This is a genomic window from Pseudodesulfovibrio portus, from assembly GCF_026000375.1.
GTDB lineage: Bacteria > Desulfobacterota > Desulfovibrionia > Desulfovibrionales > Desulfovibrionaceae > Pseudodesulfovibrio > Pseudodesulfovibrio portus.
The window spans coordinates 3,254,719-3,276,980 of sequence record NZ_AP026708.1 but is presented as its reverse complement, the minus strand read 5'-3'; the positions used below and the strand labels follow the sequence as shown (position 1 = coordinate 3,276,980).

At 62.4% G+C, this 22,262-nt stretch carries 25 protein-coding genes; 20 read left to right on the top strand and 5 right to left on the bottom strand.

What is annotated here, in order from left to right; all coding sequences use genetic code 11:
* Positions 1–8: 8 nt before the first annotated feature.
* A complete protein-coding gene (locus tag OO730_RS15670; RefSeq protein WP_264982428.1) occupies positions 9–278 on the bottom strand; it encodes a transposase in 270 nt (89 codons plus the stop codon).
* 587 nt (positions 279–865) lie between these two features.
* Between OO730_RS15670 and OO730_RS15665 the strand changes: the two genes are divergently transcribed.
* The 16 genes from OO730_RS15665 to OO730_RS15590 all read left to right on the top strand — a co-directional run bounded on the left by OO730_RS15665 (position 866) and on the right by OO730_RS15590 (position 13,277).
* Positions 866–2,275 (top strand): sigma-54-dependent transcriptional regulator, encoded by a 1,410-nt coding sequence (locus OO730_RS15665; RefSeq protein WP_264982427.1) that lies wholly within the window; start codon positions 866–868, stop codon positions 2,273–2,275.
* Between the two features lie 112 nt (positions 2,276–2,387).
* Positions 2,388–2,681: a hypothetical protein gene (locus OO730_RS15660; RefSeq protein ID WP_264982426.1), complete on the top strand. Its 294-nt coding sequence runs from the start codon at positions 2,388–2,390 to the stop codon at positions 2,679–2,681.
* A gap of 20 nt (positions 2,682–2,701) precedes the next feature.
* The gene (locus OO730_RS15655; RefSeq protein WP_264982425.1) at positions 2,702–4,090 is read left to right on the top strand and encodes a sigma-54 interaction domain-containing protein; all 1,389 of its coding nucleotides are present in this window, start codon (positions 2,702–2,704) and stop codon (positions 4,088–4,090) included.
* A 171-nt stretch (positions 4,091–4,261) separates the two neighbouring features.
* Positions 4,262–4,798, top strand: coding sequence for a NifB/NifX family molybdenum-iron cluster-binding protein (locus OO730_RS15650; protein ID WP_264982424.1), 537 nt, complete (start codon positions 4,262–4,264; stop codon positions 4,796–4,798).
* The gene (locus OO730_RS15645) at positions 4,762–5,166 is read left to right on the top strand and encodes a DUF5320 domain-containing protein (RefSeq protein ID WP_323373360.1); all 405 of its coding nucleotides are present in this window, start codon (positions 4,762–4,764) and stop codon (positions 5,164–5,166) included. Before OO730_RS15650 ends, OO730_RS15645 begins: the two co-directional genes overlap by 37 nt.
* Positions 5,167–5,233: 67 nt before the next feature.
* Complete coding sequence (locus OO730_RS15640) at positions 5,234–5,680, top strand: iron-sulfur cluster assembly scaffold protein (protein ID WP_264982422.1); 447 nt, start codon at positions 5,234–5,236, stop codon at positions 5,678–5,680.
* Positions 5,681–5,706: 26 nt separating this feature from the next.
* The gene (locus OO730_RS15635; RefSeq protein ID WP_264982421.1) at positions 5,707–6,078 is read left to right on the top strand and encodes a CGGC domain-containing protein; all 372 of its coding nucleotides are present in this window, start codon (positions 5,707–5,709) and stop codon (positions 6,076–6,078) included.
* Between the two features lie 41 nt (positions 6,079–6,119).
* Positions 6,120–6,611, top strand: a complete 492-nt coding sequence (locus OO730_RS15630; protein ID WP_264982420.1) for a PocR ligand-binding domain-containing protein — start codon at positions 6,120–6,122, stop codon at positions 6,609–6,611.
* A 30-nt stretch (positions 6,612–6,641) separates the two neighbouring features.
* Positions 6,642–7,067 carry a hypothetical protein gene (locus tag OO730_RS15625; protein WP_264982419.1) on the top strand — a complete coding sequence of 142 codons (426 nt, stop codon included), beginning with the start codon at positions 6,642–6,644 and terminating at the stop codon, positions 7,065–7,067.
* 191 nt (positions 7,068–7,258) lie between these two features.
* Positions 7,259–8,239, top strand: a complete 981-nt coding sequence (locus OO730_RS15620; protein ID WP_264982418.1) for a 2-hydroxyacid dehydrogenase — start codon at positions 7,259–7,261, stop codon at positions 8,237–8,239.
* 6 nt (positions 8,240–8,245) lie between these two features.
* On the top strand, positions 8,246–9,595 hold the full coding sequence (locus tag OO730_RS15615) for a glycerate kinase type-2 family protein (protein WP_264982417.1): 1,350 nt from the start codon (positions 8,246–8,248) through the stop codon (positions 9,593–9,595).
* Between the two features lie 180 nt (positions 9,596–9,775).
* Positions 9,776–10,186, top strand: coding sequence for a PPC domain-containing DNA-binding protein (locus tag OO730_RS15610; protein WP_264982416.1), 411 nt, complete (start codon positions 9,776–9,778; stop codon positions 10,184–10,186).
* 5 nt (positions 10,187–10,191) lie between these two features.
* The gene (locus OO730_RS15605) at positions 10,192–10,788 is read left to right on the top strand and encodes an ECF transporter S component (RefSeq protein ID WP_264982415.1); all 597 of its coding nucleotides are present in this window, start codon (positions 10,192–10,194) and stop codon (positions 10,786–10,788) included.
* 43 nt (positions 10,789–10,831) lie between these two features.
* Positions 10,832–11,611, top strand: a complete 780-nt coding sequence (locus OO730_RS15600) for an energy-coupling factor transporter transmembrane component T family protein (RefSeq protein ID WP_264982414.1) — start codon at positions 10,832–10,834, stop codon at positions 11,609–11,611.
* 3 nt (positions 11,612–11,614) lie between these two features.
* Positions 11,615–12,460, top strand: coding sequence for an energy-coupling factor ABC transporter ATP-binding protein (locus OO730_RS15595; protein WP_264982413.1), 846 nt, complete (start codon positions 11,615–11,617; stop codon positions 12,458–12,460).
* Positions 12,453–13,277 carry an energy-coupling factor ABC transporter ATP-binding protein gene (locus OO730_RS15590; RefSeq protein ID WP_264982412.1) on the top strand — a complete coding sequence of 275 codons (825 nt, stop codon included), beginning with the start codon at positions 12,453–12,455 and terminating at the stop codon, positions 13,275–13,277. Before OO730_RS15595 ends, OO730_RS15590 begins: the two co-directional genes overlap by 8 nt.
* A 23-nt stretch (positions 13,278–13,300) precedes the next feature.
* Here OO730_RS15590 and OO730_RS15585 read toward each other — a convergent pair whose 3' ends face one another.
* From OO730_RS15585 to OO730_RS15570, 4 genes are read right to left on the bottom strand one after another with little or no spacing between them, the layout of a single operon-like run.
* On the bottom strand, positions 13,301–14,833 hold the full coding sequence (locus OO730_RS15585; protein ID WP_264982411.1) for a CHASE sensor domain-containing protein: 1,533 nt from the start codon (positions 14,831–14,833) through the stop codon (positions 13,301–13,303).
* Positions 14,830–15,363, bottom strand: coding sequence for a YfiR family protein (locus OO730_RS15580; protein WP_264982410.1), 534 nt, complete (start codon positions 15,361–15,363; stop codon positions 14,830–14,832). The genes OO730_RS15585 and OO730_RS15580 overlap by 4 nt, the downstream gene beginning before the upstream one ends.
* Positions 15,363–17,264 carry a TonB-dependent receptor plug domain-containing protein gene (locus tag OO730_RS15575; protein ID WP_264982409.1) on the bottom strand — a complete coding sequence of 634 codons (1,902 nt, stop codon included), beginning with the start codon at positions 17,262–17,264 and terminating at the stop codon, positions 15,363–15,365. Before OO730_RS15575 ends, OO730_RS15580 begins: the two co-directional genes overlap by 1 nt.
* Positions 17,265–17,975: a response regulator transcription factor gene (locus OO730_RS15570; protein WP_264982408.1), complete on the bottom strand. Its 711-nt coding sequence runs from the start codon at positions 17,973–17,975 to the stop codon at positions 17,265–17,267.
* A 253-nt stretch (positions 17,976–18,228) separates the two neighbouring features.
* On the opposite strand from OO730_RS15570, the gene OO730_RS15565 reads away from it, so the two are divergent.
* The 4 genes from OO730_RS15565 (at position 18,229) to OO730_RS15550 (ending at position 22,253) form a co-directional block, all read left to right on the top strand.
* A complete protein-coding gene (locus OO730_RS15565) occupies positions 18,229–19,086 on the top strand; it encodes a flagellin N-terminal helical domain-containing protein (protein WP_264982407.1) in 858 nt (285 codons plus the stop codon).
* A 334-nt stretch (positions 19,087–19,420) separates the two neighbouring features.
* Positions 19,421–20,002: an RNA polymerase sigma factor gene (locus tag OO730_RS15560; protein ID WP_264982406.1), complete on the top strand. Its 582-nt coding sequence runs from the start codon at positions 19,421–19,423 to the stop codon at positions 20,000–20,002.
* The gene (locus tag OO730_RS15555) at positions 19,999–20,685 is read left to right on the top strand and encodes a flagellar hook assembly protein FlgD (protein WP_264982405.1); all 687 of its coding nucleotides are present in this window, start codon (positions 19,999–20,001) and stop codon (positions 20,683–20,685) included. Before OO730_RS15560 ends, OO730_RS15555 begins: the two co-directional genes overlap by 4 nt.
* A gap of 26 nt (positions 20,686–20,711) precedes the next feature.
* Positions 20,712–22,253, top strand: a complete 1,542-nt coding sequence (locus OO730_RS15550) for a flagellar hook protein FlgE (RefSeq protein WP_264982404.1) — start codon at positions 20,712–20,714, stop codon at positions 22,251–22,253.
* The last annotated feature ends 9 nt before the right edge of the window (positions 22,254–22,262 follow it).

Sequence of the window (22,262 nt, the reverse complement as noted above, 5' to 3'; positions counted from 1 at the left end):
CACGGAGATCATCGCATTGGTTTTCCGCTGGTAAGCTCCAGGGTCAGCTCCCCCACCAGCTTCTTGAGTTCCTCGTTCTCGGCCGCCAGCTCCGACTCGGACTGCGTGCCGGGCAGCCGCTCGAAAATCTTGTGGCAGTTGTCGAGAAAATGCCCCCGCCACTTGTAGTACTGGCCGGGCCGCAGCTCGTGTGTCCGACAGAGGTCGTTTACGCAGCCTCCCATCAGCCCCTCCAAAACGATCTTTGCCTTGGTCTTTGCATCCCATTTGCGCCTCATCAGCCGAACCTCCTTGCCGGTCTTCCCCTGTCTCCCCAGGCGGGTGGTTCCATCATAGAGAGCAGGAGACCCGCCGCTGGTGCCGAATTCTTCCGACTGTCTTCATATGTTCCAGGCAACTCGCTGAATTCGAAGTTCAATGATCCGTTTCACTGGTTCGGCCCGCTTGCGTTCGGACAGCTCTCTTGCTCTCTTAAGACAAGATGCATGCCGAAGTGTGCATATGTGAGTCTTATTGAGATGATAGCCAAGACAGGAGGTGATGCGGAGGGCCACAAACGGCCGTTTTTCAGGCATTTTTCATCTCGCAGGACAAGACGGGTCTTGTCCTGCAAGACTTGTTTAAAACAGATGGAGAGTGGACCGGGGGCCCTGAAATGAAAATCCAGGGAGTTATTGCTCACGCCACTCTCATAGTCTCCAGGGGCTTCGAGCCGGGATTCTGTCTTGCCCGACAAGATTCCACACCGGAAAAGGCGGACTTGTTTTTAATTTAATACAACAATATCAAGGCACAACGGCAATTGCACACTGTTGTGAAAACATGATAGGGTAAGTCCCGGGAAACTCCGGAAGGAGCGTGGACCATGGCCGACATTCTGATCATAGACGGCAACACGGCGTTTGCCGAAGATCTGTCCGGAAATCTGGCGGAACACGGGCTGGAAACTGCCCGTTGCGAAACCCTTTCCCGGGCCATGGGACTCCTGCACACCGGCGACTACAAGGCGGTCCTGCTCGGCGACGACCTGAGCGACGGCGACAGCCTGGACTACCTGTCCACCATCCGGGAAATCCCCTCCTTCCCCGAAGTCATCGTCGTTTCCCGCAGCCGGGACCCGGACGTGGCCGAACGGGCCATCCAGTACGGGGCATGGAACTATGTGACCAAGCCTCCCAACATCCAGCGGCTTCTGGTCCTGCTGGAACGCGTCATCGCCTACCACATCGAACGCCACTCCGGGCAATGCCCGGTCTCCCTCAGACGCCAGGGCATCATCGGCAACAGCCGTCCGCTTCTCTCGTGCCTGGATTCCGTGGCGCAGGCCGCGGCCGGCGAGAGCAACGTCCTTCTCGTCGGCGAGACAGGCACGGGAAAGGAACTCTTCGCCCGGGCCATCCACAAGAACTCGCCCCGGAACAAGCGCCCCTTCGTGGTGGTGGACTGCGCGGCCCTGCCCGACACCCTGGCCGAGAACCTGCTCTTCGGTCACGAACGCGGAGCGTACACCAGCGCGGACTCCACCTCCGTGGGGCTGGTCAAACAGGCGGACAAGGGGACCCTGTTCCTGGACGAGGTGGGAGAACTGCCCATCGGGTTGCAGAAGGTCTTTTTGCGGGTGCTCGAAGGAAGGAGCTTCAGGCCCGTGGGCGGCGTCAAGGAGATTCAAAGCGACTTCCGGCTGCTGGCCGCCACCAACCGCGACCTGGAATCCATGGTCAACAAAGGGGAATTCCGCCGGGATCTCTTCTACCGGCTGCGCGGCATCCGCATCCAGCTCCCGCCGCTGCGGGAAATATCCGAGGACATCAACGAACTGACCTGCAAGTTCATCCAACGCCACTCCAAACGATTCAAGATGTCGTCCAAGGGATTCTCCCCGGATTTCCTGGACGCCCTCATGAATTACGACTGGCCGGGGAACATCCGCGAACTCATCAACACCATCGAACAGGCCCTTTCCCGGGCCGGGAACGACGCCATCCTCTACCCCCGCCACCTGCCCAAGGCGATCCGCGCCCAGGTGGCCCGGCGGACCCTGGAGAAGGACGCCGTCCAGGAACGGCCGACCTGCCAGCCCATCGTGCTGCACGAGGATTTCCCCGACCTCAAGACATACCGCGACAACCAGATCGCCGTAAGCGAGGAGCGGTATCTGCATACACTCATGGAAATGTCCGGCGGCAACATCAAGCATTCCTGCACCCTGTCCGGCCTGTCCAGGGCCCGGTTGTACGCCCTGCTCAAGCACTACGGCATTCAACGCCCAAAATAACGCCCCCATCCCAGTTGCAAATTGACTCCGACGGACATCGGTGGTTGAATACCGCCCACCATTATCAATATGTTCATATAAGCCATGACGCCGAAGCGACAGGAGATACGGCATGCAGCAACTGCCCACGGAAGAAATAGACCGGCGGATAGAACGGTTTCTGGACTGCGATCTTCCGGACCGCCCCACCGCCGACATCGGCTGTGCCCTGAGGGTCGCCGATTTCATGGAGTCCAAGGGATTCGGTTTCCAATTGACGGACATGTGCCCGAACAGCCCTGACCAGACCTTGTGGAAGGCGGTATTCATTACCGCAGATGCGGAATTCGCCGCCGAGGATGTCCGGGGAGCCGTGGCCATCTGCGCGGCGGCCGCAGCCGCCCTTGAAGCGGCTGAAGTGGCCTAGTCCCGACGGAAAACGACGCCATGGTCCATAAAAAGCCCTCATCCGCCCATTACCGGGCCATCCTCGAGTCCATTTCCGACGGCGTCTTCACGGTTGACGGGGAATGGCGGATCACATCCTTCAACCGGGCCGCCGAGGAGATCACCGGCATCCCGCGCAGGGAGGCGCTGGGCAAACGGTGCTCCGAGGTCTTCCGCTCCACCATGTGCACGGATCAATGCTGCCTGCGGGAGACCAAACGAACCGGCAAACCGCTGGTCGGGCGCACGGGCTACATCATCGACGCCCAGGGCAACCGCATTCCCATCAGCCTGTCCACCGCCGTATTGCGGGACGCGGACGGCACCGTCATCGGCGGGGCCGAGACCTTCCGCGACCTCAGCGAGGTGGAGGCATTGCGCAGCGAGTTGGACGGACGGTTCCGCGTAGGCGAACTGGTCAGCCGCAGTCCCCTCATGCAACGCCTCTTCTCCACCCTGGAACCCGTGGCCGCCAGTTCGAGCACGGTGCTCATTCTCGGCGAGACCGGCACGGGCAAGGAACTCATCGCCCGCACCATCCACGAATTGAGTTCTCGCCGGGACGGCCCCTTTGTGGCCGTCAACTGCGGAGCCCTGCCCGAGACCCTGCTGGAGTCGGAGCTCTTCGGCTACAAGGCCGGGGCCTTCACAGGAGCCACTCGTAACAAGCCCGGCCGCTTCGCCCTGGCCGCAGGCGGAACCCTTTTCCTGGACGAGATCGGCAACATCAGCCAGGCCATGCAGGTGCGGCTGCTCAGGGTCCTGCAGGAACAGGTCTATGACCCCCTGGGTTCCGTAACGCCCGAAAAGGCGGACGTGCGCATCGTCACCGCCACCCACAGCGACCTGACGGACATGGTCCGGCAGGGGGCCTTCCGCGAAGACTTTTACTATCGCATCAACATCGCCCGGGTGGAACTGCCGCCGCTGCGGCAACGCAAGGAGGACATACCCCTTCTCTGCATGGACTTCATACAGCATTTCAATGCGTTGCAGGGGAAGCAGGTGGAGGGTCTCAGTTCCGAGACTCTGTCCCTGCTCATGCTCCATTCCTGGCCCGGCAATGTCCGGGAACTGCGCAATGTGATAGAGCGCGCCTTCATCGTCTGTCACCAGGGGTCCATCCTGCCGAGCCACCTCCCGCCCGACTTCCCCGGGCCGGAAGGCCTGGACGGACCGTCCCCGGAAGACTCCCTGCCGGAAGCCGTCAACCGGCTGGAAAAACAACTCATCCTCAACGCCATCATACGATGCGGGGGCAACCGCCTGGCCGCCGCCAAGGAACTGGGCATCCACAAGAGCACCCTGTTCCGCAAGATTCGCCAGTTGTCCATCAAACCGCCTGTCCGCGACGGGCGTTCCTCGCCGGACAGGGAGCAGGCGGAGTAGCGAAACCGCGACTCCTGCATCCATCTGGGTCGCGATATCGCGACCCAAGCCCAAAACCATCTTTTTTCCTCATCAGCTTTCGTCAATCATGACGGCTAATTACCGTCAATCACTCCAGCCCGCACCCTGGCACGGTTGATGCTTTTATCCCTGGCAAGGAGCAGAGCCGACATGAACGCCGCCTTCAGCATATGGGAGGACCGGATAGCACCGGTTTTCGACACGGCGTCCCGACTGGCCGTCGTGACCGGGACGCGGACGGAGGGCCCCCCGCACGTGGTGACCATGCGGTGGACCTCGCCCGTGGAGGTCATCGCCATCCTGCTGGAACGGCACGTGTCCGTCCTCGTATGCGGCGCGATTTCCCGCCCACTCCACGACGCCATCGTCGACCGGAACATCGAGGTGCACCCCTTTGTCACCGGCGAATTGGACGACGTGGTGCGGGCCTGGCGGACCGGCAGGCTGCATGAGGACCGATTCCGCATGCCGGGCTGCGGTCGGGCGAACGGCGTACGCGGAAGGCGCACGCGCCGTCGGGGCGACCGCCGGGACAACGTGCATGCCCCCTTCGGGGCTTCAGCCGTTGCCGGCGGACAGGCCGTTTGCCGCTGCCCACGCTGCGGACGCGAGGTCTTCCACACGCCGGGCGTGCCCTGCTCCGCCAACCGATGCCCGGATTGCCACGCACCACTGGTGCGGGCGTAACCGACAACAAGGAGGCAGACATGCCACGCAGAGATGGTACCGGACCCAACGGTATGGGCTCGCAAACAGGTCGAGGCCTCGGGATGTGCACCGGTGTGAACGCGCCGGGCCTCAACCGGGGTTACGGAGCCGGATACGGCCGAAGAGGCGGTATGCGCGCCCGCAACGGCTACGGCTACGGTCCCGGATTCCGGGGCGGCCGTGGCGGATGGGGCGGCGGTGGCGGATGGTGGGGCGGAACCCCCGACTATGCCGCCGTGTACCCCGACGCCCGCGAATCCCTGGAGGAACGCGCCGCTTTCCTTGAAGCCGAACTGGCTTCCGTGAAACGGCGCATGGAAGAACTGAACGGGGACGACGCCGAATAACGGCTAGCCCCTTACGGCGGTGGGAGGCAAACAGCCTCCGACCGCCTTTCAAACAGACAGGCGCACAATGGCAGACTTAGACACTTTCCTGGACGAACTGCAAAGCACCCTGAACGAACAGACCAAGACCGCATATGGCGAAGAAGCCTTTGACCGATGGCGCAATCCGCCCCATCGCGGCAGACCGTCTGCGGCCAACTGCCAGGGCTCGTCCACCGGGAACTGCGGCGACACCATAACCATATTCCTCCAGATCGAGGACGACACGGTGCGGGACGCGGGATTTCATACCGACGGCTGCGGATCAAGCCAGATCAGCGGGTCCATGGCTGCGGAACTTGCCCTTGGCAAACGGTGTGAAGACCTGCCCGCCATTACCGGGGAGATCGTCCGCGACCGGCTGGGCGGCCTGCTCAAGGACGACGAGCACTGCGCCTGGCTGGCGGCCAACGCCCTGCACGACGCGGTCGGCGACTATTACAAACGCACCCTGCACCACACCGAACAAGCCTGAGAACAGCGGTTCTTAGCGGAGACATCATGACCAAAATCGGCGTCATTCGCTGCGAAAAAAACGAAAGGAAATGCCCGCTCACGGGATGCATCACCAGCCTAACGCAGCAGGCCCAGGGATTTGCATCCTATGACCAAACCCAACTCACAGGCGTCTTCACCTGCCGGGGCGACATGGACGACGTCGCGAACATGGCCAAGATACTGAAGGCCAAGGGAGCCGAAGCCATCCACCTGCCGACATGCCTGTTCGCCAACAAGTCGGACGGCGTCTGGATCATGGAAGGAGGCGGATTCTGCGACCGGATGGAAACCCTGACCGACCGCATCAACGAGGCGGGCCTCCCCTGCGTCAAGGGCACGGCCCACCTGCCCGAAGGATACGTTCCCGAAGTCTGATGCCGACCCGATCATCAACCCTTTCAACCGAGGATATCGCTATGCTCATGACCGACCTGCTGCCCATGGACCAGTGGCTGGCCCTGGAACAAACCCTGCACACCGACTGGGGAGTCAACGCCTGCGCCTACAACGCCGACGGCATGACCTTCACCGGATTCAAGAATTTCGTGAATCCCCTGTGCGCCGAAATCAAATCCCACCCCGAAGGCATCCAGGCCATCTGCTCGGTGGCACACCAGCACATGGCCAAGCAGGCCAAGGCCTCCGGCAACACCGTCATCGAACAATGCGACGGCGGCCTGCTCAAGATATGCACTCCGGTCTTCCACGACGGCGAGTTCGTCGGCATAGTGGGCGGTTGCGGCCGGGTGCCCGAAGATTCGGAGGTGGACACCTTCACCATCCACAAGGCCATCAACGTACCGCTGGACACAGTGGAGACTCTGGCAAAGGACGTGCCCGCCATCACCATGCAACGGGCCCGGGACATGGCCGATTTCCTTGAGGACTTCGTTTCGAAAATCCATTAGTACCACCGAAACACAAGGAGAATCCTCGCAATGGAAACGACCCCGATCATTGACCTGACGTCCTTTCTCGACGCCTGGACAACTGACCCGAACCTGACGAAAAACTGTTTTCTCCAACTCAAGAAGCATCTCGAGACCATGGACGGCGTCCGGTTCGACTTCGTGGCCCGTCCCGGCATCACGTACTCCCTGCGCGCATCCCACGCCAACCAGACGAGGCGCGGCCTGTTCGCCATGGTGGACGTCATCGACGACGACCCCGACGACCGCTGGCTGTCGGTCTGTTTCTACAGGGAACTGGTGGACGACCCCGACGGCCTGGGCGATGAAGTCCCCGGCGGGCTGATGGGTGAAGACGCCCGCTGCTTCGATCTCTACGAATCGGACGTTCCGCTGGTTTCCTACATCAAGGACCGGCTGAAAACCGCCTGTGCGGCCGCATCCACCGAGAATTGACCCCGCCAGGAACGGCACGTGAAAGGGCTTGCCCCGTCGGGGCAAGTCCTTTTTTGCGATCTCCGCCGAATCGGATATTCACGGGTGACATCCCGGGGCGGGCGGGTGTACGATTGTGGACGCGGACGCACCGGAAACGGTCCGACGCGCCCCGACACTGCCGCCAACCGCATCATTTCCCGGAGAGCCCCATGGACAGGTTCAAAGTATACATCACCCGCCGCATCCCGCGCGAGGGCATCGACCTCCTTCGCCGTGTGGCGGACGTGGACATCAACCCGTTGGACGCCCCCCTCGGCAGGGAGGAGCTGCTGGCCGTTGCCGCCGAATACGACGGCATACTGGGCGTGCTGACCGACAAGATCGACGCCCGGTTCATGGACGCGGCCAAAAATCTCAAGGGGTACGCCAACTACGCCGTGGGCTTCGACAACATCGACGTGCCCGAGGCCACCCGGCGCAAACTGCCCGTGTCCAACACCCCCGGCGTGCTCACCGACGCCACGGCGGAATGCGCCTGGGCGCTCCTCTTTGCCGTGGCCCGGCGCGTGGTCGAGACCGACACCATCATGCGCGCGGGCAGGTGGAAGGGCTGGGGGCCGCTCCAGTTCATCGGCGGCGACGTGCGCGGCAAAACCCTCGGCATCGTGGGCGCGGGCCGCATCGGCACGGCCATGGCTCTCATGAGCCGGGGATTCGACATGAAGGTGCTCTACACGAGTTCGTCCGGACGAAAAAACGGGGTGCTCGAATCCGAGTTGTCGGCCCGGCTGGTCTCCTTCGACCAATTGCTGGCAGAATCGGACTTCATCTCCATCCACACCCCGCTCACGCCGCAGACCAAGCACATGTTCGGCGCGGACGCCTTTTCCCGCATGAAGGACACGGCCTATGTCATCAACACGGGACGGGGGCCGGTCATCGACGAAAACGCCCTGGTCGCGGCCCTGCGCAAGGGCGACATCGCCGGGGCGGGGCTGGACGTATACGAGAACGAGCCCGCCATGGCCCCCGGCCTGGCCGGGCTGGACAACGTGGTGGTCCTGCCCCACATCGGATCGGCCACCAGATCGGCCCGGACCGGCATGGCCACCATGGCCGCCCGCAATCTCATCGCCATGCTCAAGGGCCAACGCCCGGAGACCTGCCTCAACCCGGAGATATTCGCCTAGCCGACCATGACCGTATATAAAGAAAAGGAACGCATTCTCCGCGCCATCGCGGACAGGGCGTTGCAGGCCGTCTCCCCGGACCCGGCCATGCGGACCGCCCTGTCACTTGAAAACGACACGCTGACCGTGGACGGTCGGACCTACGACCTGGCCTCTTTTGAGCGCATCTTCGTCATCGGTGCGGGCAAGGCGTCGGCGGCCATGGCCCGAACCCTGGAGTCCGTGCTGGGCGACCGGCTGCACGGCGGCCTGGTGGCCACCAAGTACGGCCACGGCGTGAAACTGAAAAAGACACGGGTCATGGAATCCGGCCACCCGGTGCCCGACCCGGCCGGGGAACGCGCGGCCAAGGACATCCTCGGACTGGCAAAGGGGACCACGGAAAAGGACCTCGTCTTCTGCCTGCTGTCCGGCGGGGCCAGCGCCATCGTGCCCGCCCCCCGCGACCCGGTGACCCTGAGCCACAAGCAGGCGGCCACCCGCAGCCTGCTCGAATGCGGCGCGACCATCAACGAGATCAACGCCATCCGCAAACACCTCTCCCGGTTCAAGGGCGGCCACCTGGCCGGGGCCCTGGAACCGGCCACGGTCGTCTCCCTGATCATCTCCGACGTCATCGGCGACCACCTCGACGTCATCGGCTCCGGGCCCACGGCCCCGGACGACTCCACCTTCCTGGACTGCCAGGCGGTGCTCGACAAATACGAGCTGTGCGCGGACCTGCCCGACGCGGTGCGCCGGGTCATCCGCGACGGCTGCGCCGGAAAGGAGCCCGAGACCCGCAAGAAAGGGGACAGCTGCTTTAACCGGGTGCTGAACACGATCATCGCGGGCAACGCCATGGCCGTGGACGGGGCTGCCGAGGCGGCCCGGGAGCTGGGCTACACCCCGGTGGTGACGGACTACGCCATGGCGGGCGAAGCGCGCGACACGGCGTCCCGGATGATCCGGCTGGCGCACGAATACGGTGAAGGCCTGCACGAGGTGAAGCCGCCCCTCTGCCTGCTGGCCGGAGGCGAGACCACCGTGACCGTCAGGGGGCGCGGCAAAGGGGGCCGGAACCAGGAATTCGCCCTGGCCGCGGCCATCGAGATCGCCGAAATCCATTCCTGCCGCGAGCAAATGTCCGTGCTCTGCCTGGGCACCGACGGCACGGACGGCCCCACGGACGCGGCCGGGGCCATGGTCTTCCCGGACACCATGGCCCGCTCCGAGGCGCAGGCCATGGTCGCCCGCGAATTCCTGGCGGACAACAACGCCTACCGATTCTTCACCAACACGGGCACCCTGCTCAAGACCGGCCCGACCCTGACCAACGTCATGGACGTGGTCGCCATCCTGGTGGACCCGAAGTAACGGCAACAGGACCCGCCTTTCCGTTGTATTGCTTTTTTCATTTCATACCGCTCTAATCCATTTATAAAAACGATTTGTGATATTGATCACAATGATACTATTGCTTGTCAGTAACGAGAAATTCAAATTGCTAGACCAAACATATCATACGGTTACAATTAAAAAAGTGTGTGGACCACAATGCTGCCCATCGCCCTTCGACTGCACCCCGGAGACGACGTCCTCGAAGAACTTGAACGCCTTGTACGTGAGCGGGAAATCCAGGCCGCCTGCGTGCTGACCTGCGTGGGGTCCCTGACCCGTGCCGTCCTGCGCATGGCCAACTGCGCGGAAGCCACGACCCTTGAGGGCCACTTTGAAATCGTGTCCCTGGTCGGGCTCCTTTCCAGCCACGGCTCCCACCTGCACATCGCCATCTCGGACGGAAGCGGCAAGACCGTGGGTGCACACCTGCTGCCCGGCAGCCGGGTGTACACCACCGCCGAGATCGTTGTCGGGGTCATGCCCGAATACCGCTTCCTGCGCACTCACGACCCGGAAACCGGATACCCGGAACTTTCCATACAACCCACAACCGTGACCAAGGAGTAGAGGACATGAGCATCAACGAACAAATCAAGAAAGATTTCACCACATTCACATGGGTCCTGATCGCGGTCGCCATCGCGGTCAACATCGTTGTCGGACAGTTGGTATCGCTCCTGAAACTACCTATTTTCCTGGACTCCATCGGCACGGTGATGGTGGGCGTCCTGGCCGGTCCCTGGGCCGGCGGCCTGGCCGGTCTGCTGACCAACCTCATCTGGGGCGTGATCAGCTCCCCCGTGGCCGCGGCCTTTGCCCCGGTGGCCATGGTCATCGGTATCGTGGCCGGCCTGTGTGCCCGTTACGGATTGTTCAAGACCTGGTGGCAGGCCATCATCGCCGGTCTGATCATCACCGTGTTCAACGCCGTGGTGGCCGTCCCCATCCGTCTCTACATGTTCGGCGGCATCACCGGCAGCGGCGCGGACTTCGTGACCGCATACATGCTCGCCCTGGGCAAGGACCTGTTCGGCTCCGTGGTGGTCACCGTGTTCACCTCCAACGTCATCGACAAGGTCGTCACCGCCGTCCTGGCCTGGGGCATCATCAAGGCTTTGCCCCAGCGGATCACGACCCGCTTCTCCGGCTCGATGCCGACCGCCGCCTGATCGCGGGCCCGAATCGCATCCCGGCAACAAACGGACGACCGCATTGAGCTCCCATGGCACGACCCTCTACATCGAGGGACGATCCCGACTTCACGGCTGCCACCCCTTCGGCAAGGTGTTCTTCATCCTGCTCGTCGGGGTGGCGGCCTATTTCGAGCCGGGGAACGCAGCCACGGCGGCGACGCTGCTCGGCCTGAACCTGGTCCTGGCCGTCACCGGCGGCATCTTCCCGGCCATGTGGAAATTCGCCTGGCGCACGCTCCTGCCGCTGGCCCTGTTCATGCTCCCCATCCACGGCTTCCTGTACCCGGGCAACCACACCGGCCTGCTCACCTGGCAAGGGATCACGCTCTACGAAGAGGGCTTGCGCTTCGGCGGGACCATCCTGTTGCAGTTGGCGGCCATCCTCGCGGCCTCCCTGCTCTTCGTCTTCACCACCCACCCGGCGGATTTCATCGCGGCCCTGAACAAGGCGGGCTGGCCGCCGGCCATGGCGTACATCGTGGGCAGCCCCCTGCTCATGCTGCCGGCCATGCGCGCCCGGACCGGCGTGATCAAGGCCGCACAACAGGCCAGGGGGCTGGATTCCGGCGGCAACCTTCTTGGCCGGATGCGCGCCCTGCCTCCCCTGATCGCCCCGCTGGTGCTGGGCGCGTTCACGGAAATCGAAGAGCGGGCCATCGCCCTGGAACTGCGGGGCTTCCGTTCGCCAGGGGCCAAGACCTCCCTGCGGATGGTCCCGGACTCCACCGCGCAACGGGTCGTGCGCAGGGCAATCCTGGCCGCGACCGGCTTTCTCGTCCTCCATGGGATGGTGTGGTGAAAAATGGCGATTATTGATATTTCGGGCCTCTCCTACACCTATCCGGACAGTGAAGACACGGCCCTGGACAACCTGTCCCTCGACATCGGGCAGGGCCAGTTCGTGGCCGTCATCGGCGCGAACAATTCGGGCAAGACCAGCCTGTGCCACGCCCTGACCGGCGTGATCCCCCACCTGTACCAGGGCAGCATCCGGGGCCATGTCCGCGTCTGCGACAAGGACAGCGCCGAGACGAGCGTGTCGGAGATGGCCGAATCCGTCGCCCTTGTCATGCAGAACCCGGAAAGCCAGCTGTCCGGCGTCCGCTTCACGGTCCGCGACGAAATCGCCTTTGGCCTGGAAAACCGGGGCATGGACAGGCAGTCCATGCTGGACCGGGTGGATGCGGCCCTCGCCCTGACCGGGCTGGCCGATCTGGCCGACCGCTCCCCCCACCACCTTTCCGGCGGCCAGATGCAAAAGGTGGCCCTGGCTGCGGCAGTGGCCGGGGACACGCCCATACTGGTCCTGGACGAACCCACCACATTCCTCGATCCGGCTTCCGCCCGGGCGGTCTTCGCAATTCTCCGCCAACTCGGGGAACAGGGCAAAACCATCGTGGTCGCCGAGCAGCGGCTGGAAAGCGTGGCCCTGTTCGCCGACCGGGTCATCGCCCTGCACAAGGGACAGGCCGTGCTGGACGGCGCGCCCGAGGAAGTGCTGGTCTCGCCGCGCATCAGGGACATCGGTCTCGACTGGACGCGGTTCACCCGCATCGGCGAACTGGCAGGGGAACGCGACCTTTGGCCGGAGGACGCCGGATTGCCCACCACCCTCGAAGACACCGTGCAGGGGCTGGGCAATGGCTGAAGCAAACGCCATGAAAATAGAAATGCGAGACATCTGCTTCCGTTACGACGGCGGGGTGGAGGCGCTCACAGACATTTCGCTCAGCCTGCGCCCGGGGGAATGCGTGGCCCTGGTCGGCCACAACGGCTCGGGCAAGTCAACCCTGGTCAAACACCTCAACGGACTGCTCCGGCCTACCCGCGGGGCGGTCCTGATCAACGGCGACCCCACCAGCGACAAACGGGTGGCCCAACTGGCAGGTTCGGTCGCCCTGCTCTTCCAGAACCCGGACAACCAGATATGCAAGGGCTCGGTGGTTGAGGAGGTGGCCTTTGGCCCGCGCAACCTGAAATACCCTGAGAAAAAGGTTCGGGAGTTGACCGCAGCCGCCATCGCCGCCATGGACCTTTCGGGCATGGAAGACCGCAACCCCCACGACCTGGGGCTGAGCGAACGCAAACGGCTGGCCATCGCCTCGGTCATGGCCATGGACACAGGGGCCGTGGTCCTGGACGAGCCCACTGCCGGACTCGACCCGCGAGAGCTCGGCCTGCTGGAGGCGATGCTGCGCACCCTCCGGGACCGGGGCAAGATCGTGCTGGCCATCAGCCACGACATGGACTTCGTGGCCGAGAACATGACCCGGGCCGTCTGCCTCGGGCAGGGACGCAAGCAATACGACGGGTCCGTTTCAGGCCTGTTCGAGAACCACACGCTGCTGGATCAATGCGGCCTGATCCCCCCACAGGCGGTACAGGTCGGTTTCCGCCTCGGGCTCGCAGCCGACGCACTGACGCCGGAAGGACTCGTTGCCGCGCTGGCAAAGGCGCGCAGGTGATGCGCTTCCCGGACAATCCGGAATCAATCGGACGCCGCTGACACGGAAATCTGTCCGGCTCCCTTTTCCCTGAACACGACCTGCATGACCGTGCCGGTCGCGTCGTCGGTCTTCATGGAGATATTCGCTCCGTGGGTCCGGGCGATGAGGGCCGCGTGATAAGTGCCCAGGCCGGTGCCGTTTTCCTTGCCCGCAGTGACGTACTTGTCGAAGAACCTGCGCCGGATGGGTTCGGGAACCGGGGCCGGATTGGAGAGGGTCAGCGTCTTGCGCTCCCCGTCGTCCAGGGACACCGTGACCACGTCGCCCTCGGCCGAGGCCTCGATGGCGTTCTGGATGAGATTCCGGCACAGGGTGCGCAGAAGCGGCCCCTCGCCGCTGATGAGAAAGACTTCGTCTCCCACGGCCTCGACCCCATTGACGGCCATGTCCAACCGCACGCCCCGGCTGGTCAGCAGCGGCATGAACTCCTCTTCCAGCTCGCACAGGACCTCCACCAGATCGATCCGTCCCGTATGCAGGGCATAGACCCCCTTCTCCATCTTGAACATGTCCAGGTGGTTGCGGATCATGTCGAGCATCCTGTACCCGGCCGAACGGATGCGCTTGATCAACCGCTCCTGCCTGTCCGTGAGGCCCCCCTCGGTGAGCAGCAGCTCCGGGTACCCGATGACCAGGCTCAACCCGGATTTCAGGTCGTGCCGGTTGATGCGCTCCACCTCGTCCTTGATCATCTCGGCCTGGTTCCGCTTCCTGATTTCCCGATACAACTGGTTGTTGTTCCTTATCAGTTCCAACTGCTTTGATTCGAGTTGCAGGGTCCGTTCCTGGACCCGCTGCTCCAGCATCTCCCGGTGGCGTCCCAACCGCCGGTCCCGGTGCTCGATCTTTTCCAGCATGGAGTTGAACTCCGCCACCAGGACGCCGATCTCATCATCGCTCTCATGCTCCACCCGGCGTGAATAATCCCGGCTCCGCGAGATGTCGTGCACCACCCTGGTCAGCTCGTGCAAGGGGCCGCCCAGCTTTCTCCTGACCACCCCCGCGACCTTGAAGCAGAACAGGAAAACCACCACCGAGATGAGGCAGCCGTTCACGAAATACCCCCGGATGAACGACCACTGGCCGTCCAGGGACATGCCGATGACCACCACGCTTCCCTGGTGGGCCGCAGGGACGGGCGCGGCCACGGTCAACTCCGACAAGCCCATGCGCACCGAGACATCGGACGCATCCTCCACTGCCGGGGCATCCTCGAACGAGACGAACACCGTGCCGTCGTCCAGGAGGACCGCCGCCCCGGTCACCTCGGGGATGAGGGACAGGGCCGCCAGGTTTTCCCGGGCCGCCTCGTCGTCCTCGAAATCCACGGACGCGGACAGGGATGAACCCATGAGTTCGGCCAGGGTCCTGGCCCGGTCGGCGGCATTGGTACGGAAGCCGTACATCATGGGGATGATGTTCAGCACGAAGAACAATCCCAAGGCCAGCAGGGTGATGGACAGAATGGCGGCAACGATCTTCCGGCCCAGGGGTCTGAGGCGTTGTTCGGTCATCGCTCCGCCTTCCTGTAGATGCGTGCCAGCTGCAACAGGCGTGAACTGACGGTCAACCCCGCCGCCTCGGCGGCATCGGAATTAATCTCCAGTTTCAACTTGCCGTTCTTCCAGGCGAAATCCACCACGCTCCCCAGCCCGAGGTTGACCGGATTCTGCGAGATCGTGAGCACGGGTTCCCCGGAAACCCTTTTCAGGATGGCGGCGACCTCCCGTTGCGGGGCCCCGATCAGGACCAGGACGTGGTATTTCCGGGCAGGCCATTGCACCAGCCTGAAACGGGCGGCAGCTTCCCCGGCGGCGAAATACGGCCTGAGCGCGTCGGGGTCCACGGCGGCAACGATGAACGGCTCATCCTTCCCCGGCCCGGCCCCCTCGGGCCAGGTGACGTACTTGACCAGTCGCTGGACGTACAATGCCCGCAACCGGTCGGGAGAGGCGGTGAGCCCCTGGCCGCCCCCGGCGACAGCGGTTGATAGGGAAAACGCCCAGATCAGGCACGCGAACAGGACCTGCCACCTCGGATGCATCAGAAATCCCAGGTCAGCCGCAATTTCAGGCTCGGGTCGACGCGCAACTCGGAGAACCGGTTGTCGGCCCCGGCCAGGTTCCGACCGATGACCTCCAGAAGAAGCTGGTCCGTGGCCCGCCAGGATGCGTGGGCCTCGACCTCGAAGTAACCGGGGTAAGCCCGCTTGTCCGGGCTGTCGATGAACCCGGCGAGCACGTCCAGGCCGACATCCTGCGCAGGCTTGGTCATGACCTGCAGCTTGACCTCGCTGCCCATGCCCTCTTCCGGCATTGCCCCGCCCATGGGCATGGCGTCCAGCCCGTAGAGCCGCTGGTAAATGAGACTGGCGGAGGGTCGCAGAGTGACCCGGTCGGAGACCCTCCACTCATAGAGCGCCTCCACCCCGTAGGCCGTTCCCTTGAGGGAATTGGTCAGGACGGCGGTGTTGGTCGCGTCATCGAAATCGTACATGATCAGGTCGTCGTAGTCGTTGACGTAAAACGACACGTCAAGACTCGTATCCCTTGAGAATCGGTGCCTGTACCCGGCTTCGTAGGCGACCAATTCCTCCGTATCCAGGTCGCCGGGGGCGATGACCCTGTACCGGTTCCCCTTGTAATCAATGAAAAAATCCCCGGACTGCTGATACCAGTTGTCGGTGCGCACCGCCCTGGACACGGCCAGCCAGTATTCCGAGTCCTCACGGGTGTGCAGCAACCGCACGGACGGCTGGATCTCCAGGCTCCCCTGCCCCAGGTAGTCGAACTTGGAACCCAGGAACAGGTACAGGCTCTCAGGCAGGACGGTGATCCTGTCCTGGATAAAGGCGTTGCCGGAGAAGGAATGGTCGTCACGATCCCTTTCGGGGCGATTCCTGTCCGGGATGTCTTCCCAATAATACCGTGTGCCCGCGCCCCAGGTCAGCCGGTGAATGCCCGCCTGCTCCGCCGCGTATTGCAGTTCCGCGTCCACGGTGTTGGCGATGTCGGTATAATCCCCCATCTGGATGCCGCCGTGGGAAAAAGAGGTTCTGAACCGGACGCCCGCGTCCAGGCCCGTGGCCCGGTCCCAGACGAACTGGGTGTACCCGTTGTACGACACGGAATCACGCGGCGAGAAGAAGCGGTCCACCCCCGCCGACGTTTCATGGATGCGCGACTCCTGCATCTCGCCCTGCAGGGTCAGCAAGTCGGTGTAGGCATTTTCCCAATCGTAGCGGAAGCCCCCCTGAAGGGTCTTCCAGTCGCGGGACCCCCTGTTCCGGCCGTCTCCCTTGATGCCGTCGCCGTCCTCGTAGGCGGTCCTGCCGAATCCCACGGCATGGCCGTTGTCACCGACCTCTCCGCCATACCGAACCACCTGCTCGACCCCGGAAGTCCCGACCGTGGTCACGCTCTGGCCGCCGCTGGCCTCCTCTGCGGTCTTGGTGATGATGTTGATGACACCGGTAAAGGAGTCGGCGCCCCACAGGCTGGTCCAGACTCCGCGAACCACCTCGATGCGTTTGATCATGCTGACGGGCACGGCGCTGCCCCAGTTCACACCGGAAGTGGTGGGCGAGGTGATGGGCCTGCCGTCGAGCAGGACCAGGTGCTTGTTGGAGAGCAGGCCGTTGAAGCCGCGAACGCCCACGGCCCACTTGTCCGTGTCCATGCGGGCGACGTGCACCCCCGGCACGAGCTTGAGGGCCTCGGGAATGGACGTCGCGCCCGACCGAAAAATATCCTCTTCGGTCAGCACGGTCACCGCCCCGGGCACCCGGGTCAGGGCTTCGGTCCTTCGAGAAGCCGTGACCACCTCCACATCCATCAGCTCTTCGAGGCTGAGGTCCTCCAAATCCTCACCCGCCAGGGCGAGGACGGGCAACAGGGCGAAAACGACCACCGCCAATGCAAGGATATAGCCGCCTGGATGCCGCATCTAGAACGACGATCCCTGGGGCACGGCCATGAGATAGCCGCGTCCGCGTATGGTCTTGATGCTGGCATGTCCGCCCAGCTTCTTGCGGATGTTGCTCATGTGCACATTGAGTACGTAGTCATCGAAATCCTCTCCCCGTCCCAATGCGTTTTCCATCAGCCGGTTGCGCTCGACCACGTTGCCCGCGTTCAGGGCCAGCATCTCGATGATGTCGTACTCGGTGGAGGTCAGGTGCACGGGCGCGCCGCCCAGCTGCAGGTTCCGGGCATTCCGGTTCAGGAGCACCTCCCCGATCTCGATGCTCTTTTTCTGGCGGGCAACGGGCATTGCGTCCTCCAGCTCATGAGCGTTGGAGTACCGGCGCAGCACAGCCCTGATCCGGGCCAGCAGTTCCCGAAGCTGGAAGGGCTTGGACACGTAATCGTCGGCCCCCATCTCCAGTCCCACCACCCGGTCGATCTCCTCGCCGCGTCCGGTCAGCATGATCACCGGCACCGGGGACTCCGCCCGCAACTGCCCCAGGATGTTGAACCCGCTTGTATCCGGCAGCATGACGTCGAGCAGCACCAGTTCATACTCGCCGTTTCCCGCCATCTCCAACCCGGAACTCCCCGAGGTTGCCGTGTCGAGACCGTATCCTTCGCCGTTGAGGTACGAGACCAGCAACTCCGCCAGCTCGGGATCATCGTCGATCAGCAACAATTGACTCATTCCATTCTCCTTTTGGACTGATCATAAATGTTCAGAATGCAGTTTGTAATAAAAAAAATATTAAAAAATATTTGGAAGCTAAAGAAACATTAATTCCATCTGTAAAAATCTATTCCCGCCATGCAACCCGATTGCAGGGAAAAAAATTCCTTCATGAACGTTTCCCGCTTTGCCTCCGTAAGAATGATCAAGAGGACCGGTTCATCGGGAGCCGGTTCGATGCATGGAAGCAACAACTTTCAAGGAGGAAAGTATGTCTCTGGTAGTCAACAACAATCTCATGGCCAACTCGGCCGCCCGGCACTTGAACGATTCCTACGGCGCGTTGAGCACGTCCACGGAACGCCTCTCTTCGGGGCTGCGCATCAACTCCTCGGCCGACGACGCCGCAGGCCTGGCCGTCCGCGAACTGATGCGGTCCGACGTCTCAACCCTCAACCAGGGGATCAGGAACGCCAACGACGGCATATCCATGATCCAGACCGCAGACGGAGCGCTCTCCGTCATCGACGAAAAGCTCATCCGCATGAAGGAACTGGCGGAGCAGGCTTCCACCGGCACATACACCGACGAACAGCGGGCCATCATCGACTCCGAGTACCAGGCCATGGCCTCGGAAATCACCCGTATCGCCAACGCCACCGACTTCAACGGCATCTATCTCCTCAACGGCAACCTGTCCGGGGATGGCATCACCATCCACTTCGGCACAGGCAACGACGCCGCAGAGGACAAGTATGACGTCACCATCGGCACCACCACCGCCTCGGCCCTCGGCGTCGGCCTGTCCGGTAACGCCGACCGGGCGGGAGCCGTGGTCTCCACCCAGGCGGCTGCGGAAGCCGCCCTCGAGGCCCTGGACGCGGCCATCGTGTCCAAGGACAAGATCCGCGCCAACCTCGGCGCCATGGAGAACCGCCTCTCCGCCACGGTTTCCAACCTGGAAGTCCAGGCCGAGAACCTGCAGGCGGCCGAGTCCCAGATCTCCGACGTGGACGTGGCCACCGAGATGACCGAGTACACCAAGCAGCAGATCATCACGCAGTCCGCCGTGGCCATGCTGTCCCAAGCCAATTCGCTCCCGCAGATGGCCCTGTCCCTCATCGGATAAAGCCGTCTCCTTCTCCAGGAGGGGGCCGGACCGGGACTCTCCCGGTCCGGCCCCACGTATTTGTTTCATCGCGCGAAAGACCGTCTTGGATGCAAAAAATCCGCATGCCCGGCAATTCGTTCCCCCCGGTCAACACGTCCGCACAAACGGGCCACGTCACCAATCATACTACGATTTGTTGTTAAGTTTCCTTTTCAATGCAAACTGATGCACAGGCTATACATTAAGAAAACGAATATTAGTATAATACTTTTTTGCTTTGAATTTATATTACTTTTTATAGTATTTATATCAGTTGGAACTGCTATTGCTGTGATGCCTACAGGAGGCAATCATGAGCAGCATATCTATTGAAATGGAAAGAGTATACGGACAATTATCATATGACATATTGTTCAAAGAACACTCTTCTCTCATATTCAAGCTAATAAACAACTTCAGTAAAGCAAAATGCTTGTCTCTTCATAGCAATGAAATAGACGACATATACCAGGAAGTAGCGCTTAAAATATACAAGAACGATTACCTGTCCCGCTACGACAAAGAAAAAAGCTCTTTCATAACCTGGCTCAACATTATCTGCAGGACCACTGTCATCGACTACTACAGGAAGAAAATGCGGTGGATGGAAGAGGTGCTCTCCGAACAGGGCCCGGTTCACACCGAAGACGGCATTGATGCGGAGTTGTTCTGCCTGCCCGCAGGAGTCCTGACCGGCAGACAGGCCCAGGTCATCACCATGATCTTCAAGGATGGAATGGAAACGGGAGAGATCGCCACCGCCCTGGACATCACCTGCAGGACCGTCCGCAGCATCAAGTTCCAGGCCCTGGAACGGCTCCGGAAGCACTACGGGGCCGCCCCCCCGATCCCCGAACAGGAAGAAGTCGCCGAAACAAGGAGGAAAGTCTCATGACCGTCGATACGACCAGCTATTACGACTCGCTGCTTGCGTCCTCGTCCACGAGCACCATCGAGTACACCAGCGCCGAAGAGGCGACCTCGCTGACCTCGGAGGACTTCCTGACCCTGCTGGTGACCGAGTTGCAGTACCAGGACCCCACTGATCCCATGGACAACGTGGAAATGGTCAACCAGCTGACCCAATACTCCCAGCTGGATGAACTGGCTTCCCTGAACGAAAAGATCGAGTCCTTCTCCGACACGCTGGACGCCATGTCCGCCGTGAGCGGCCTCGACTACCTGGGCATGGAGATCGAGGCCTCGGGCTACACCGTGACCAAGGACGGGGATGACGTCTCATCCATCTACTACACCCTGGAAGAGGACGCCGCGAGCCTGACCGTCAACGTCTACGACTCCAACGGCAACATAGTGGACACGGCCACGGCCACCGACGTCGAGGCCGGGACCTATGTCTTTGCCTGGGACGGATACGACTACACCGGTTCGGAGACCGACGACGGCACCTACTCCATCCTCTTCTCCGCCGAAAACGACGACGGCGATTCCTTCGACGTATCCACGACCACCACGGGCACCGTGACCGGCGTTTCCACCACCGACGACGGCGTCATCCTGACCCTGTCCGACGGACGAACCGTGAACATGGTCGACGTCACCTACGCCACCAACTGATCACCGAAAGACCAAGGAGCAATGCAATGAGTATCACCGGCTCTATGTACACCGGCATTTCCGGCCTCCACGCCCAAAGCCAGGCCACCTCGGTGGTCTCCAACAACCTGGCCAACTCCACCACCACGGCCTACAAGAGTTCCTCCATCCAGTTCGAGGACGTCTTCTACTCGACCGTTTACGCCGGGGGCTACCCCGACCAGGTGGGCAACGGCGTGACCGTGGCCTCCATCAACACGGACTATTCCCAGGGGGCGTATGCCTCCACCAACTCGTCCACGGACGTGGCCATCAACGGCGATGGCTTCTACATCGTGGAAGACCCGGAAACCGGCACCACCTACTACACCCGCGCAGGCAACTTCTCCTTCGACACCGACGGCTACCTGGTGGACTCCCACGGCAACCGCGTCCAGGGCTGGGAGATGACCGACGGCTCCATCGCCGGTTCCCTGGTGGACATCCAGCTGGACGAGTCGCAATCCCCGCCCAGCGCGACCACCGAGGTCAACTTCTCCCTGAACCTGGACTCCACCTCGACGGACAACGCCACCTCCACCACCGACCCGTACACGGCGCTGTTCGCCTACTACGACGGTACCCAGGACCCGCCCATCGGCGACTCGCTCTACGCATACCAGACCACCATCACGGTCTATGACGAGAACGGGTCCGCCCATGACCTGACCGTCTACATGGACCCGGTTGAAACGGACGACGACGCCATCGTCTGGGAATACATCGTCACCTGCGATGCGTCCTCCGACGAGCGGGTCTTCGACGGAACGGACATGGACACCACCAGCGGAGCCGGACTGCTCATGGCCGGAACCATGACCTTCGACACCTCGGGGCAGCTCATCTCCACCACGGCCTTCACCCTGACGGACACCCCCGTGGACTCCGATCCCATGAACATGGAAAACTGGACCCTGGCCGAGTTCGACTCCGAGGGCAACCCGCTGCTGGAGGCCAACTTCACCGGCTCGGATGAAAACCAGAAAATCGGCTTCAATTTCGGCCTGACCAATACGGATTTCTCCACAGGCACAGGCTGGACAACCACCACCATCGACTCCCTGGACGACATCGGCACCAGCGACCCGGACACCTTGCCCACCTTCAACAACTCCGTACTGGGCACCAGCGCGACCACCAGCTACGACGACAGCTCGGCCACCTACAGCCTGACCCAGGACGGCTACGCACCCGGCACCCTCATCGACGTGACGGTCAATGAAAACGGCGTCCTCTCGGGCAGCTACACCAACGGCCAGACCGAGGCCCTCTACACCTTCGCCCTGGCCGACTTCGCCAACCTCCAGGGCCTCACCGCCGAAGGCAGCAACCTCTATTCCGCCACCACGGAATCGGGCCAGGCGCGCATCGGCACCGCCGGGTCCGCCGGGTTCGGCACCATCGCGGCCAACTCCCTGGAGCAGTCCAACGTGGACACGGCCACGGAACTGACCAACCTGATCATCCTGCAGGCGGCCTACCAGGCAAACTCCAAGATCATCACCACGGCTGACACGCTGCTCTCCACCGCCATCAGCATGAAGCGCTAACGGAAGGTC

Excerpts from the sequence above, each read along its gene's own strand:
- OO730_RS15590 (WP_264982412.1), top strand. The coding sequence starts at position 12,453 with ATGGCTGAAGCAAACGCCATGAAAATAGAAATGCGAGACATCTGCTTC.
- OO730_RS15605 (WP_264982415.1), top strand. The coding sequence starts at position 10,192 with ATGAGCATCAACGAACAAATCAAGAAAGATTTCACCACATTCACATGG.
- OO730_RS15580 (WP_264982410.1), bottom strand. The coding sequence starts at position 15,363 with ATGCATCCGAGGTGGCAGGTCCTGTTCGCGTGCCTGATCTGGGCGTTT.
- OO730_RS15655 (WP_264982425.1), top strand. The coding sequence starts at position 2,702 with ATGGTCCATAAAAAGCCCTCATCCGCCCATTACCGGGCCATCCTCGAG.
- OO730_RS15595 (WP_264982413.1), top strand. The coding sequence starts at position 11,615 with ATGGCGATTATTGATATTTCGGGCCTCTCCTACACCTATCCGGACAGT.
- OO730_RS15645 (WP_323373360.1), top strand. The coding sequence starts at position 4,762 with ATGCCCGGATTGCCACGCACCACTGGTGCGGGCGTAACCGACAACAAG.
- OO730_RS15625 (WP_264982419.1), top strand. The coding sequence starts at position 6,642 with ATGGAAACGACCCCGATCATTGACCTGACGTCCTTTCTCGACGCCTGG.
- OO730_RS15665 (WP_264982427.1), top strand. The coding sequence starts at position 866 with ATGGCCGACATTCTGATCATAGACGGCAACACGGCGTTTGCCGAAGAT.
- OO730_RS15555 (WP_264982405.1), top strand. The coding sequence starts at position 19,999 with ATGACCGTCGATACGACCAGCTATTACGACTCGCTGCTTGCGTCCTCG.
- OO730_RS15570 (WP_264982408.1), bottom strand. The coding sequence starts at position 17,975 with ATGAGTCAATTGTTGCTGATCGACGATGATCCCGAGCTGGCGGAGTTG.
- OO730_RS15565 (WP_264982407.1), top strand. The coding sequence starts at position 18,229 with ATGTCTCTGGTAGTCAACAACAATCTCATGGCCAACTCGGCCGCCCGG.
- OO730_RS15560 (WP_264982406.1), top strand. The coding sequence starts at position 19,421 with ATGAGCAGCATATCTATTGAAATGGAAAGAGTATACGGACAATTATCA.
- OO730_RS15630 (WP_264982420.1), top strand. The coding sequence starts at position 6,120 with ATGCTCATGACCGACCTGCTGCCCATGGACCAGTGGCTGGCCCTGGAA.
- OO730_RS15660 (WP_264982426.1), top strand. The coding sequence starts at position 2,388 with ATGCAGCAACTGCCCACGGAAGAAATAGACCGGCGGATAGAACGGTTT.
- OO730_RS15610 (WP_264982416.1), top strand. The coding sequence starts at position 9,776 with ATGCTGCCCATCGCCCTTCGACTGCACCCCGGAGACGACGTCCTCGAA.
- OO730_RS15635 (WP_264982421.1), top strand. The coding sequence starts at position 5,707 with ATGACCAAAATCGGCGTCATTCGCTGCGAAAAAAACGAAAGGAAATGC.
- OO730_RS15575 (WP_264982409.1), bottom strand. The coding sequence starts at position 17,264 with ATGCGGCATCCAGGCGGCTATATCCTTGCATTGGCGGTGGTCGTTTTC.
- OO730_RS15585 (WP_264982411.1), bottom strand. The coding sequence starts at position 14,833 with ATGACCGAACAACGCCTCAGACCCCTGGGCCGGAAGATCGTTGCCGCC.
- OO730_RS15550 (WP_264982404.1), top strand. The coding sequence starts at position 20,712 with ATGAGTATCACCGGCTCTATGTACACCGGCATTTCCGGCCTCCACGCC.
- OO730_RS15650 (WP_264982424.1), top strand. The coding sequence starts at position 4,262 with ATGAACGCCGCCTTCAGCATATGGGAGGACCGGATAGCACCGGTTTTC.
- OO730_RS15615 (WP_264982417.1), top strand. The coding sequence starts at position 8,246 with ATGACCGTATATAAAGAAAAGGAACGCATTCTCCGCGCCATCGCGGAC.
- OO730_RS15670 (WP_264982428.1), bottom strand. The coding sequence starts at position 278 with ATGAGGCGCAAATGGGATGCAAAGACCAAGGCAAAGATCGTTTTGGAG.
- OO730_RS15620 (WP_264982418.1), top strand. The coding sequence starts at position 7,259 with ATGGACAGGTTCAAAGTATACATCACCCGCCGCATCCCGCGCGAGGGC.
- OO730_RS15640 (WP_264982422.1), top strand. The coding sequence starts at position 5,234 with ATGGCAGACTTAGACACTTTCCTGGACGAACTGCAAAGCACCCTGAAC.